The following is a 13957-nucleotide window of genomic DNA, read 5'->3' as shown; positions in this document are numbered from 1 at the left end:
AATACTGGGATAAAGCCATTTAGAAACATATTAAATTTTATATTATTTCATCCGTCAACTTGACAGGGCCTAGTACATGAAGTTGTTGGAACCTTTTTAGATGATTATTTTAAAATTATTTTTGTACCATGAAGCTCTTTAACGTTTAATTTAGCAGCAATAGTATCAACATTATCAAGTGTAATACCGCCACCTGGAACAATTTTAATGAGACCGTTTGACCAGTCAATAATTTCTTTGAGGTGGGGTAACGTTTCCTCGATAGGCTTATCAAGTGATCCGCCATGCGTTAAAACACGATCGATATCATGCTCTGCTAACCAAGATAGCGCATCAAGTTGTGCATTATTAGGAATTTCATCAAAAGCCATATGGAAAGTGATTTGCATGCCACCACTTGCTGCAATTAAAAACTCCATCGCCTCTATGTCTAAGTTATTATTCGTATCTAAAGCGCCAAATACGACGCCATCTACACCAAGTTGTTGAGCCTGAAATAAATCAGCCTCCATAATTTTTAATTCGGTATCGTTATAAACGAAATTTCCGCCACGGGGACGAATCATTGCCATTACAGGGACTTCATTGTCCTGTGCATAACGCATTGTTTCAGACATAACACCTTTACTGACAGTTGTACCACCGACAGCAAGATTATCGCAAAGTTCAAAACGATTAGCACCAGCGGCAAATTGTTTTGGGATATCAGTAAAATTTTCAACTGCAACTTCTTTAATTAACAAATTTAATTTCTCCTAATTTTCAAAATAAACGCAAACGGATTCTGGAACGGCAATATCTTTTTGAAGTAAAGTTAATTTACCAGAGGTTGAATCACGTTCGAATAAGGTAGCATTATCAGTGTTTTGGTTAGCAACAACCAAAAATTGTTCTGTTTTATTTAAACTGAAATCACGAGGAAAGTCACCTTCAGTTGAAATAAGTTGAATAAGTGTCATTGTGCCATCAACAGCAAGTGAATAACAAGCAATTGAGTTGTTTCCGCGATTAGAGACATACAAAAAGCGGCTATCTTTAGAAATGCGAATAGCAGCAATTCCGTTATGAGCATTCCAATCAGATGGAATTGATGAAAGTGTTTGAATCTCTTTAAATGAACCATCCGTTTGATTGTAGCTAAGTAACGAAACTTCACTTGAGAGCTCTCCAGCTAAGTATGCTAATTTTCCATTTTTATGGAAAACAATATGACGAGAACCGAACCCAGGCTCTGAACGATACTCAGCAATTTGTTTAATAGCACCATTATCTGACACATCAAAAGTTAACACTTGATCAGTTCCAAGGTCACAAACAACTAACCTATTGTCTGGTGTTAAATCAGTGAAATGAATATGAGAGCTTGTTTGTTCTGGTTTTGGACCATGACCTTCATTTGTAACTTCATTAATAAGAGCTAATGAGCCATCAGTTTGAATTTTTGAAATGGAAATAAGACCCTTATGGTAGTTTGAGCTGTAGACTAATTGACGGTTATTATCAACAGCAACGTAAGCAGGCGGAGCGCCTTCAGCTGAAACGTCATTTAAAAATTGGGGATTTTCTGATGCAAGGGTAAAGGCTGATATACCACCTAAATCTGACCTCTTTGAAACGGTATATAAGACACCTTTGTCCGATTTCGTGAGATAAGTTGGATTTTCAACCTTTATATAGGGTGTAGCGTTAGAAACTTTTTTTTCAATTGTATCAAGTTGAGCTCGTTGGATACCAGTACTTGTCTTTTTTGTATATGTACCAAACAAAATAGTCTCTTTCATAGTTACAAATACCTCCTCATGATATTGTCAATATTATATCATATATTTTTGTAAACGTTATTATTTATACTGGGGACTATGCTATAATTATAGGTAACTATAAAGGATAAGGGAGACGATAAAGTATGATTACAGCAAGAATTGAAGAAATTGGAAAAGATGCCATCTCAAAAAAGGAACCTATTGTTATCCTTTTCAATCAGAGTGCAACGGATGATTTAAGACAAGTTTCTGTCATTCAATCATTTGAAGATGATAAAAAAATTATTTCGCCAAAAACAGGTGATGAAATGATTATTAATGAACAAACTTATAAAATTGATTTCGCTGGAGAGTTAGTTTCAAGTAATTTTGAGTCGGTTGGGCATGCTACCTTGTTCTTTATGGAAGTTCCAGAACATCCACAACCAAATGGTATTTATTTAACACCGCATGTATTGCCAACTTTTAAAGTCGGTAATACAATCACGTATAAGTAAAGGAGTAGATTAAAATGCTCCCAAATGAAAAATCGACTTCACAACGATCATGGTTTTGGAAATGGGTTGTTAATAATAAAACAGTTAGCATTTTATCAATTGTTTTGTTAAGTTTGCTAATTATTTTTATGTTAGCACAAGTGGGCTGGTTTTTCGCACCAATTGGAGAGTTATTAAGCATTATTGGCTTCCCAATTGTTTTAGCTGGCGTGCTGTATTATTTAATATCCCCATTGATAGATTTTTGTGAAACGCGCTTTAAATTGAATCGAAGTTTGGTTATTACAGTTGTATTTATAGTAATTTCTGGGTTTTTAGTATGGGGGATTGTCGTTTTGATTCCTGCTGTACAAACACAAACAATTAGTATTATTAAAAATTGGCCGACGTATTGGTCAAATATCACACATCAAACGAATGATTTTATGTCGTCATCTTTATTTGATACTATTAAAACTTCAATTGAAAAAATAAATACAGATATCGTAGGAACAGTATCCAAAAAAGCGAGCTCAGTTATTGGATCAACAGTTGATTCTTTAGGTAGCGTTGTTGGTACTGTAACGACATTTATCATTGGATTAGTAACAGCACCCTTTATCTTATTTTATTTATTAAAAGATGGGCACGATTTACCTGAGTATTTATCAAATTTTTTCCCAGTAAGATATCGCAAATCAATCATTGAATTATTAGATGAAATTAATTTACAAGTCAGTCAATATATCCGAGGTCAGTTAACGGTAGCATTCTTTGTGGCCATATTATTTGTTATTGGTTTTTCAGTAGTTGGTCTTAAGTTTGCTTTAACGTTAGGGATTTTGGCAGGTTTTTTGAATTTAATTCCTTATTTAGGCTCTTTTCTAGCGATGATTCCTGCACTAGTAATTGCTGCTTTCGTGTCACCAATTATGTTGATAAAGGTTATTGTTGTTTTTATTGTTGAACAAACAATTGAAGCAAGATTGATTTCTCCATTGATTCTTGGAAGTAGTTTAGCAATCCATCCCGTTACAATTTTAATTGTTTTATTAGGTTCGGGACGGGTTTTTGGATTAATAGGTGTTATTTTTGGAATCCCAGGATATGCAATTCTAAAAGTTATTGTAACGCGGATTTTTGTATGGTATAAAAAGGATTCTGGTTTGTATGACGAATCAGAGAAAACGAATAAAGATAATCAAAAAAGTTAGACAAATTTTATTTTGTCTAACTTTTTTGATTAAAGCGTATCACCGTTAAAAATTGAATTTTTAACAATTACATAATCGACTTTTTCAAGTGCAGAGAGAGAATTACCACCAGCATAAGAAATTGAAGATTGTAAATCTTGTTGCATTTCAAGTAAAGTTTCATGAATGTCACCTTTAAAAGGAACGAGCATTTTTTTACCTTCAACATTAGTGTGGCTACCTTTTTGATATTCAGAGGCAGAGCCAAAATAACTTTTAAATAGATTACCATCTTTTTCAATTAAATCACCAGGACTTTGTTTGTGACCAGCAAAGAGTGAACCAATCATACACATTGAGGCCCCAAATCTGACTGACTTAGCAATATCACCATGAGTTCTTATACCACCATCAGTGATAATTGGTTTACTTGCTGCTTTAGAACATAATCTAAGAGCGGCTAATTGCCACCCGCCGGTACCGAATCCAGTTTTAATTTTAGTGATGCAAACTTTTCCGGGTCCAATACCAACCTTAGTTGCATCTGCACCAGCATTTTCTAGTTCTCTAACGCCTTCAGGTGTGCCAACATTTCCAGCAATTAGAAATGACTCTGGTAACCATTTTTTAATATGATGAATTAAATCAATGACACTTTGTGCGTGGCCATGCGCCACATCAATTGTTATATATTCTGGAATTAAATCAGCATCGGCAAGCTCTTCAATTAATGCCCATTCATGTGGTTTAACGCCAACACTAATAGAAGCAAACAAACCTTTTGCATGCATTTTTTTGACGAAAGGTAAGCGACTCTCTTCATCGAAACGGTGCATGACATAGAAATAGTCATTTGATGCAAGCCATTCTGCTAACGGTTCATCGATAATTGTCTGCATATTCGCAGGTACAACGGGTAGTTTAAAACGGCGAGGGCCAAATTGAATAGATGTATCGACTTCGGAACGGCTATTTACAATACATTTGTTAGGGACGAGCTGAATATCTTCATAATCAAAAACTGGCATAATATTTCCCCATTTCTTTTAAACACGAACTATTTTTAGTATTTATTAAATTATTATCAGTAACCAACTGATAATTTACGCTATTTAGCGAATTTAGTCAACATATTTTTGAAATAAATCGAAAATTAAATAAGAATACGTGAAGAGATAGACGTCGTGCTATAATTATTTTGGGAGTGATTATTATCGCAAAAAAAGAAAAAGTAAAAAAAACAAATGACGAACGCATTTTAGATCAAAATCATATTGAATTTGAGAGCTATACTTTTGATTTTTTAGGTGGTCGACAAATGGATTCAAGCAAAGAAGCTAAAGAACTAGGAACGGATGAAAGAAGTATTTTAAAAACAATTGTTTTACAGGGAAGTAACGGTGATAGAGATTACGTAGTTGTTTGCCTTCCTATTACTTTTGAAATTGATTTAAAATTAGTAGCACGTGAATTAAATGAAAAACAATTGCATTTAGCAGATAATAAAAATTTAATCAATATTACTGGTTACGTTCATGGCGCAAATACACCAATTGGAATTAATGTTCGAAAAGGATTTCCCATTTATTTTGATGAACGAATTCAAGAGTTCGATAAAATTTGGGTTTCAGCTGGTAAAGTTGGTCGTTCTGTTGGCGTAAAACGTGAAGAACTTGTTGAATTGGTTAAAGGTCATTACATTAACATTGAAAAATAAATAGCTATTGAATGTAAAATAAACGATAAAAAGGAATAAGTGTAAATTGAAAAAAATTGAGAAAAGTGCCGTATTTTTAAAAAATAAAATCGATTTATTTAGATGTCCTGTCTGCTTAAACCCCTACAGTAAAGTTGAAGGCCAGACGATGTTTTGCCCTGAAAATCATCAAATAGATTTATCAAAAAAAGGAACTCTTTTTTTCTTGAATCATGGGGTTAAAAGTGATTATGAATTGGATATGTGGTTAGCAAGGAGACAGTTATTACAAGCAGGCTTGTTTAAACCGATTACGGATAAAATTCTTGAGCAGCTTTCTGATGAAGAAGAAACAATTATGGATGTAGGTTGTGGAGAGGGAACACCACTTCATGATATAGAAGTAACACGCCAAAATGCTAAAGACACTTACGTTGGATTTGATATTTCAAAAGATGCAATCAATTATGCGACACAACAAGAGACAGATGCTTTTTATTGTATTGCTGATTTGGCTAAACTACCATTTAATAATAAGTCATTTTCAACAATTATTGATATTTTTTCGCCTTCTGCTTATACAGAATTTGATCGAGTATTAAAGGATGGCGGGCAGTTATTAAAAATCATTCCAAATTCAAATTACTTAGTTGAATTACGCGAACTTCTATATAACGAAGAGAGTCATAATAGGAGTTATAGTAATGAAAAGGTTTTAAATCTGTTTAAAGAAAATTATCCTGACTCTGAACAAATTACAATTAGTTATCAATTCGATATTCCAGAAGGCTTGTTTCCTGCCTTACTCGAAATGACTCCTTTACATTGGGGAGCTACAACAGATAATCAGGCTAAAGCTAAAAAACAACCTTTAACCAAAATTACGGTTGACGTTACACTATTAAAATATCGTAAAAATAAGTTAGAATCAGTGTTGTAACGAATAAATTGCTGTGGTATTATGAGTATACGAATTCGGTTGTTTAGAGACTGTCGACGATGTTGTCAGCTTCTGGAAATTGATCTTCATTAACGTATCTTTTCGCCGTGCCCACACCGAAATGATGCGTTTTTTTGTTGCCTAAAATAATAACGATTTTTTGAAAGGATGTTAATTTTTGACGAATCATATTGCATTATTTGAACCACTTATGCCTGCTAATACAGGTAATATTGCTAGAACTTGTGCTGGAACGGATACTGAACTACATTTAATTGAGCCCTTAGGATTTTCAACAGACGATAAATATTTAAAACGTGCTGGACTAGACTATTGGGATAAAGTAAAAATTACGTATCATAAAAATTTACAAGATTTTTTAGCATCTATTCCAGATCAGAAACAACTTTTTTTGGTTTCAAAATTTGCACCGCAAACTTATTCACAAGTAGATTATTCTGATGTGAATAAGGACTATTACTTCTTGTTTGGTAAAGAGACAACAGGTCTTCCTGAAAACTTTATGCGCCAAAATGAAGAGAAAGCAATCCGAATTCCACAAGATGATACGCACATTCGTGCCTTAAACTTATCTAATTCAGCTGCTATTGTAATTTATGAAACACTTAGACAACAAGACTTTTTAAATCTAGATAAAACACACACGTATGAAAATGATAAGCTAAAATAAGTAGCTTGAGCATTTTATAGACTAGAAATTCATAAATGGGTTATACTTGCTTCGGGTTAAGAAATAAACCGGTATTTATGATGAACAGTCATTTTATAAAATGGAAGGGTGTGAGCTAACTTGTTTCAAGTAATAACAATGTTTGGATTTGATGAACCATGGTGGTTTTTTGATGATTGGAAAAGTCATATTCAAAAAACAGTTGATTTTGATTCAATGGATGAAGCGATGGCTTTTTTTGAGGAACAATCTAGCGCATTTACCACTGAATTTAGCCATCAAAAAAGTAAACGTCAATTTTTGACAGCATTTTGGAATGAGGAACAAATGGATTATTGTTCAGATTGTGGTGATGATTTACAGTTATATCAAGGGTTACTGTTAGTTAAAGATGGCAAAGAAATTACAGCCAAAAAAGAGAGTTAATAACATAATTGTTATTAACTCTCTTTTTGTGGAAATGACTAGACAATGACACGGAAGGTAATTAAGATATGGTATAATTGAGTATCTATTTTAACAGAAGGAGGAACTGTTTTGGCTCAAAAAAAGAAAAGAAAAAAAAGAACAACAAAAAAAACAGTTCAATACAAATTTTCTAAAAATATAATTGGTGTTATATTTTTATTGTTTGGAATATTTGGTGTGCTAGCACTGGGATATTTGGGTGCTTTATTTGCTAACGTTTTCCGTTTGTTTGTTGGTAATACATATCAATTCGCATTATTAATTCTCGGTGTATATGGAAGTTACTTAATGATTATGGGAAAAGAGCCCAAAGTTAAGAAAAGAATTAATTGGGGATCCGTTATTTTATATGTTGGTGTTTTAGTCTTTCTTGAAGCCTGGTTTGTTGGGCACTCATCGGTGCATAGCCAATTTATTCAATATACATGGCAGACACTTGTTTCCGATTTTCGACAATCTGCAGTTAGTTCAACAGTTGGCGGTGGAATGATAGGGGCAAGCTTATACCAATTATCGTACTTCTTAATTTCACAAGCAGGCACCTATATTGTTAGTGTACTTTTCATCTTAGCCGGATTATTTATTTTTTTTGATCTCTCTTTTTCAGAAGTTATGTATACTGTTCAACGCTATCTAAACGTAATTATTGCTTGGACAAGAGAAGGTTTTCGCCGAATGAAAGTAGCAATAGATAGTTTTAAAGAAGAAAGAAAAGAAAATAAAGCAGAACAAGATGAAGAAGAATTAAAACCTGTAATTGACCATAGAACTGAAGAAAAGGAAATAAAAACTGAACGAGAAGTGACCGTTGATGAACCACCTATCATTACGCAACAAGAACCAGATTCAGAATTAGATTCAGAAGATGATCCTAAGATAATATCAAGTACAGTGGCTGATGATAATGAAGATTACCAATTACCACCAGTTACATTACTTACAAAAATTCCAAAAGAAGACCAAAGTGGCGAATATAAAACAATTGAAAAAAACACAAAAATATTGAAGCAAACATTTGAAAGCTTTGGTGTTGATGTTGAAATTAAAAGTGTGAGTTTAGGACCATCTGTTACTGAATATGAATTACATCCGGCAATTGGTGTTAAAGTTAGTAAAATTGTTAACCTTGCGGATGACTTAGCCTTAGCACTTGCTGCCAAAGATATTCGAATTGAAGCACCAATTCCTGGAAAATCACTTATTGGGATTGAAGTACCAAATTCTAAAGTATCAATGGTTTCATTCAGGGATGTGATTGAATCTCAACAAAAGAATCCAACACCAGATAAAGTTCTCGAAGTTCCTTTAGGTCGCGATGTTTCAGGCCAATTGGTAACAGCAGATTTAACAACGATGCCGCATTTATTGATTGCTGGCTCAACTGGTAGTGGTAAGTCAGTTGCAATTAATGGCATTATCACAAGTTTATTGATGAATACGAAACCAAATCAGGTTAAGTTTATGTTGATTGATCCTAAAAAAGTAGAGTTAGGTGTCTATAATGGTATTCCACATCTATTAACGCCGGTTGTTACAAATCCTAAAAAAGCATCACGAGCTTTACATAAGGTTGTTTCTGAAATGGAGCGACGCTACGAATTGTTTGCAGATGCTAGTCAACGTAATATTTCTGGATATAATCAAATGATTATGCAAGAAAACGCAGATGACGGACAAAAAAGAGCAACGTTACCTTATATTGTTGTCATTGTTGATGAATTGGCAGATTTAATGATGGTAGCCTCGAATGAGGTTGAAGATGCGATTATTCGTTTAGCACAAATGGCTCGAGCAGCTGGAATCCATATGATTTTGGCAACGCAACGTCCATCTGTTGATGTTATCACAGGATTGATTAAAGCTAACGTACCATCACGTATGGCTTTCGCTGTTTCCAGTGGGATTGACTCGAGAACAATTATTGATAGTAATGGTGCTGAAAAGCTTTTAGGTCGTGGGGATATGTTATTCCTACCAATGGGGCTAAATAAACCCATTCGTGTACAAGATGCTTACATTTCAGATAAAGATGTTGAAAGTGTTATTTCGTTTATTAAAAATCAGCAAGAACCACAATACGATGAAACGATGATTGTGACTGATGAAGAAACAGCTAACTCAGGATCAGCGTCTGATTCAGAAGACGAATTATTTGGGGACGCTGTTAAATTAGTGACTCATGAACAATCTTGCAGTGTATCCATGTTACAGAGACGTTTTAGGATTGGCTACAATCGAGCTGCTAGAATTGTTGATGAAATGGAAGCAAAAGGAATCGTTGGACCGCCAGAGGGAAGTAAGCCGCGCAAAGTGTTGATAAATGAAGAAACTGATGGTCCTAATTAGGGCTTTCAGTTTTTTTGTTTAGCCTAAACAGATTACGAAACAATTAAATTTGTGTTTCACTAGTCTTTCAATTATCATGGTAAAAGAACATCCGATTTAAAAGGAGGCACATTTTCGTGCGTAAACAATTAGAAACAGGTGTCAACTTAACTGTTATTGAAAATAGTCAATTTAAAACGAATAGAATCGTTATTAATTTTATAGCACCTTTAACCGGAAAAGAATCTGCAGAACGTATGCTATTAGCTAACTTATTAGAAATTAGTAGTGCAGAATATCCATCTCAACAAAAATTAGCCGAAAAATTATCAGAACTTTATGGTGCAAGTTTTGGTATCACTGTTAGTAAAAAAGGAAACTTTCACTTAATAAGTTTAATTTTAAACGGTGTAAACGATAAATTCTTAGAACATAAAACAGAAAGTTTAAAAAAAATATTTGCTTTTATCAAAGAAATTATTTTCAATCCGAATGTGACTGATGGCCATTTTGACGAAGAAACATTTAAACGCCAAAAGGAAAATTTGATGATGTCTATCAGAAGTATTAGTGATGATAAACAATCGTACGCAGGATTAGAATTACAGAAACTTTACTTTCAAAACGATCAAGCTATTCCTAGCTATGGGACTGTAGAAGATATTGAAAAGATAACTGCAACTAGCTTATTTGATTACTACAAACAAATGCTTACAACTAATCGAGTAGACATTTTCGTCCTTGGTGAATTAGATGAATCAGAAACTGAAACTATTGTTAAAACGTTGCCTTTTAAACCTCGAGATTTTAAAATGATACCTATATTCTATGATCAAGCTATTAAAGAAGTTGTGACTAAAACAGAAACGCAAGCAGTGACTCAGGGTAAATTAAATCTGGCATATCAGTTACCAGTTTATTACAGAGAAAATGGGTACTATGCGGGTCTTATTTTCAATGGCGTTTTTGGCGGTTCACCACTAGCTAAGTTATTTGTAAATGTTCGTGAGAAAGCTAGTTTGGCTTATTATGCAAGTAGCTCGTTAGATACATTTAGAGGTATTTTAACTGTACAAACAGGCATTGAACCACAAAATAAAGATAAAGTTATCGAAATTGTTCAACAACAATTAGATGATATTATCGCAGGTGACATTAGTGATGAACTATTAAATAAAACAAAAATGACAATGATTAACCAATATCAAAGTAGTCTTGACTCACAAATGGCGTTAATTAATCAATCGATGATTGATCAATTAACAAGCACAGAAGTTAGTGCAACAGAGTGGATAGACGGCATTAATAGCGTGGATAAAGCTGCCGTTCAAGCTATCGCTCGTAATGTTAAATTACAAGCAATCTTCTTTTTGAATGGGGAAATTAATTAATGAAAACATTAGAATACCCGCAGTTTGACGAAATATTATATACAGAAACTTTGGAAAATGGCTTGAAAGTAAATATATTACCTCGTAAAGGTTTTCATAAAACTTATGGTATATTCACAACAAATTATGGCTCAGTTGATAGTGTATTTGTACCAATTGGTGAAGAAGATGTTGTTCATGTACCGGATGGTATCGCCCATTTTTTAGAACATAAAATGTTTGAAAAAGCAGATCATGATGCGTTTGATTTATTTGGAGAATATGGTGCTAGTGCAAATGCTTTCACAAGCTTTACACGAACGAGCTACTTATTTTCAAGCTCTAATCATGTTCCTGAAAACATTGAAACATTACTAGATTTTGTGCAAGATCCGTATTTTACACCTGAAACAGTTGAAAAAGAAAAGGGAATTATTGGACAGGAAATTCAAATGTATGACGACGATCCTAATTGGCGTTTATACTTTGGTATTTTAGGTAACCTTTACCCAAATCACCCGGTTAGCAGTGATATCGCTGGAACAATTGAATCAATCGATAAAATTACGGCAGATGATTTATATAAGTGCTATGAAACATTTTATCATCCAAGTAATATGAATTTATTTATTGTAGGAAATGTTGATCCAGAAGAAACTTTAGATTTAATTAAAAATAATCAAAATCATAAAAAGTTTCCAGAAGCAGCAGAAACAATTAAACGATTAATTCCAGAAACTCAAGTAGACGGTTCAGACATCATGCCATATCGTGCAACTGAGATGGCCATTCAACGTGCTAAAACAATTGTTGGTATAAAAGGATTAGATAATGTTCCAGAAGGCCGTAACGGCTTGAAATACAAAGAGACAATCCATATGCTTCTTTATCTTTTGTTTGGTGACACGGCCCCTCAATATATGAAATTATATGATGAAGGGACGTTAGATGATTCCTTTGGCTATGAATTTGAAATTGAACGTGGCTTCCATTTTGCAAGTATTAGTGGTGATACTGATGACCCTCAAAAGTTATCGGATGCCATTATTCATATTTTAGAGAATGCGTCAGAGTACCTTTCAGGGGCTGAGGCCCAGTTTGAATTGGCTAAACGTGAAATGTTAGGTCAATCCATTCAATCGATGAACTCACTTGAGAGCATTGCAAATCAGTATGATGGTGATTTGTTTGATGATGCCACTGTTTTTGATAGGGCACCAATTATTGAAAATATGACATTAGATCAAGTTCGCCAAGGAGCTAAAGATTTTATTCGTTCTGAAGCAATTAGTGTCTACCAAATTATGGCTAAAGAGGATGATTAAATGAGTTGGGCAGTTATCTTTGGAGCGTCTGGTGATATTGGTCAAATGATTGCAAGACAATTGGCAGATATTGGTTGGTCGCTAACAATGCATTATTATCAAAATGATGAAGCAATTATGGGATTAACACAAGAGTTGAGGGGAAAATATCCAAAACAAGATTTTTTGCCGTTACAATTTGATATGACAGCGACTAATGTTGATCCAGTGATATCCCAACTATTTGCCGTAGATGCTGTAATATTTGCTGAAGGAACAACTTCTTACCATTTATTCAATGAAGCCCCAATGTCTGATTTAGATAAAATGATGAAGATGCAAGTTCAAACACCATTGGCATTAATTCAGAAATTGGAACCAAAGTTAGCCCAAAATCATTTTGGCCGAATTATATTTATTGGGTCAATTTATGGAGGCGTTGGTAGCCCAATGGAAGTACTGTACAGTACTGTAAAAGGTGCGTTATCGTCCTTTGCCAATGCTTATAGTAAAGAAGTTGCCTCGTTAGGTATTACGGTTAACGTGGTGGCACCAGGCGCAGTTGATACAAAAATGAATCAACAATTTTCGAAAGATGCAAAGAAAGATATCTCAAGTGAAATTCCAATGGGACGTTTCGCACATCCCGAAGAAATTGGATTTTGGGTAAAACAATTATTAGCCAAAGAGGCAGGGTACCTCACCGGTCAAACGATTTATGTTTCAGGCGGATGGTTGAAATAAAATAATAAAATTTTAACAAATTGGACATGACGATTATGTTATACTGATTGTTAGAAGATTAACTATTAAACTAAGTGGAGAATTAGACATGAGTGAAATTGGAAAAACATTACAAGAAGCGAGAATAAATAAAGGATATACGTTAGATGATTTACAACAAATGACGAAAATTCAAAAACGTTATTTGATTGCAATTGAAGATGAAAAATTTTCTGATTTACCAGGAGATTTTTACGTTCGAGCATTTGTTAAACAATATGCAGAGACGGTTGATTTGGATGGGGATAAATTATTAAAAGAATTCAATGAAACACTTCCAGATACACAAGAAACAGTCGTTGCAAAGGAACAAGTATCACGTTCTGAAAAGTCTGCTAAACTACCAAAAGACGGTAATTTTGATAAGTTTATGTCGTACTTGCCAACAATTATTATTGTTGTGATTGTCTTAGGGATTTTGGGTACAATTTATGGTGTGACATTGAATAGTAAAGATACAGATACTCAAATTGAAAGTTCAAGTTCTAAAGTATCTGTTTCAACTGACTCAAAAACTAAAACTTCTAGTTCTGAATCAGTAAAGGCTAGTTCTTCATCTGATAAGAAAACGCAAAAATTAACATATGTTTCAGATGCGGGAACAAACACTGTTTACACAATGGAAAATGCACCAACAACTTCTAAAGTTAAATTAGTAGCTTCTGGTAGTGCTGCTTGGAGCTCAATTACGGCTGATGGCACACAACTATGGCAAGCAACACTTGTCTCAGATGCAACGGATACTGTTACAATCCCAGCCGGTACAAAGTCATTTGTCTTTAGCTTTGGTAATGCACCAGCTATGAGTATCACGATTAACGGTAAAAAATTTAATTTTATGAAAACAAATGCAACTCTACAAGTTAGAACAGTTACTGTAAATATTAAATAAGCCAGAATTGTCAACAACGGATACTATGTTGTTGGCAATTTTTGAAAAAGGGGATC

General features: G+C 33.9%; 14 protein-coding genes. 11 read left to right on the top strand and 3 right to left on the bottom strand.

The window, feature by feature from the left end; translation table 11 throughout:
• Window positions 1–104 precede the first annotated feature (104 nt).
• Window positions 105–743, bottom strand: a complete 639-nt coding sequence (locus tag AC1RPJ_RS06725; RefSeq protein WP_481761860.1) for a copper homeostasis protein CutC — start codon at window positions 741–743, stop codon at window positions 105–107.
• 12 nt (window positions 744–755) lie between these two features.
• On the bottom strand, window positions 756–1781 hold the full coding sequence (locus AC1RPJ_RS06720; RefSeq protein ID WP_481761859.1) for a lactonase family protein: 1026 nt from the start codon (window positions 1779–1781) through the stop codon (window positions 756–758).
• Between the two features lie 125 nt (window positions 1782–1906).
• Here AC1RPJ_RS06720 and AC1RPJ_RS06715 point away from each other — a divergent pair, with 125 nt between their 5' ends.
• Window positions 1907–2260: a PTS glucitol/sorbitol transporter subunit IIA gene (locus AC1RPJ_RS06715; RefSeq protein ID WP_409021462.1), complete on the top strand. Its 354-nt coding sequence runs from the start codon at window positions 1907–1909 to the stop codon at window positions 2258–2260.
• A gap of 14 nt (window positions 2261–2274) precedes the next feature.
• Window positions 2275–3453, top strand: coding sequence for an AI-2E family transporter (locus AC1RPJ_RS06710; RefSeq protein WP_481761858.1), 1179 nt, complete (start codon window positions 2275–2277; stop codon window positions 3451–3453).
• A gap of 29 nt (window positions 3454–3482) precedes the next feature.
• On the opposite strand, the gene guaC is transcribed toward AC1RPJ_RS06710, so the two are convergent.
• Window positions 3483–4460 carry a GMP reductase gene (gene guaC / locus AC1RPJ_RS06705; protein WP_481761857.1) on the bottom strand — a complete coding sequence of 326 codons (978 nt, stop codon included), beginning with the start codon at window positions 4458–4460 and terminating at the stop codon, window positions 3483–3485.
• Window positions 4461–4645: 185 nt separating this feature from the next.
• Between guaC and AC1RPJ_RS06700 the strand changes: the two genes are divergently transcribed.
• The 9 genes from AC1RPJ_RS06700 (at window position 4646) to AC1RPJ_RS06660 (ending at window position 13901) form a co-directional block, all read left to right on the top strand.
• Window positions 4646–5149: a YbaK/EbsC family protein gene (locus AC1RPJ_RS06700; RefSeq protein WP_481761863.1), complete on the top strand. Its 504-nt coding sequence runs from the start codon at window positions 4646–4648 to the stop codon at window positions 5147–5149.
• A 46-nt stretch (window positions 5150–5195) separates the two neighbouring features.
• The gene (locus AC1RPJ_RS06695) at window positions 5196–6068 is read left to right on the top strand and encodes a methyltransferase domain-containing protein (protein WP_481761856.1); all 873 of its coding nucleotides are present in this window, start codon (window positions 5196–5198) and stop codon (window positions 6066–6068) included.
• A 178-nt stretch (window positions 6069–6246) separates the two neighbouring features.
• On the top strand, window positions 6247–6759 hold the full coding sequence (trmL, locus tag AC1RPJ_RS06690) for a tRNA (uridine(34)/cytosine(34)/5-carboxymethylaminomethyluridine(34)-2'-O)-methyltransferase TrmL (protein WP_409021458.1): 513 nt from the start codon (window positions 6247–6249) through the stop codon (window positions 6757–6759).
• 120 nt (window positions 6760–6879) lie between these two features.
• Window positions 6880–7185: a DUF1033 family protein gene (locus AC1RPJ_RS06685; protein ID WP_481761855.1), complete on the top strand. Its 306-nt coding sequence runs from the start codon at window positions 6880–6882 to the stop codon at window positions 7183–7185.
• A gap of 111 nt (window positions 7186–7296) precedes the next feature.
• Window positions 7297–9573, top strand: coding sequence for an FtsK/SpoIIIE family DNA translocase (locus AC1RPJ_RS06680; RefSeq protein ID WP_481761854.1), 2277 nt, complete (start codon window positions 7297–7299; stop codon window positions 9571–9573).
• A 116-nt stretch (window positions 9574–9689) separates the two neighbouring features.
• Window positions 9690–10943 (top strand): EF-P 5-aminopentanol modification-associated protein YfmF, encoded by a 1254-nt coding sequence (gene yfmF / locus AC1RPJ_RS06675; RefSeq protein WP_481761853.1) that lies wholly within the window; start codon window positions 9690–9692, stop codon window positions 10941–10943.
• Entirely contained in the window at window positions 10943–12247 is a 1305-nt protein-coding gene (gene yfmH / locus AC1RPJ_RS06670; protein WP_481761852.1) for an EF-P 5-aminopentanol modification-associated protein YfmH, read from the top strand. Before yfmF ends, yfmH begins: the two co-directional genes overlap by 1 nt.
• A complete protein-coding gene (gene ymfI, locus AC1RPJ_RS06665) occupies window positions 12248–12970 on the top strand; it encodes an elongation factor P 5-aminopentanone reductase (protein WP_481761851.1) in 723 nt (240 codons plus the stop codon).
• Between the two features lie 88 nt (window positions 12971–13058).
• Entirely contained in the window at window positions 13059–13901 is an 843-nt protein-coding gene (locus AC1RPJ_RS06660; protein ID WP_481761850.1) for a helix-turn-helix domain-containing protein, read from the top strand.
• The last annotated feature ends 56 nt before the right edge of the window (window positions 13902–13957 follow it).

Source organism: Dellaglioa sp. CoH-57-MRSF-17 (assembly GCF_056782015.1).
The sequence above is the reverse complement of the archived record's forward strand: the minus strand, read 5'-3'. Positions and strand labels throughout refer to the sequence as shown.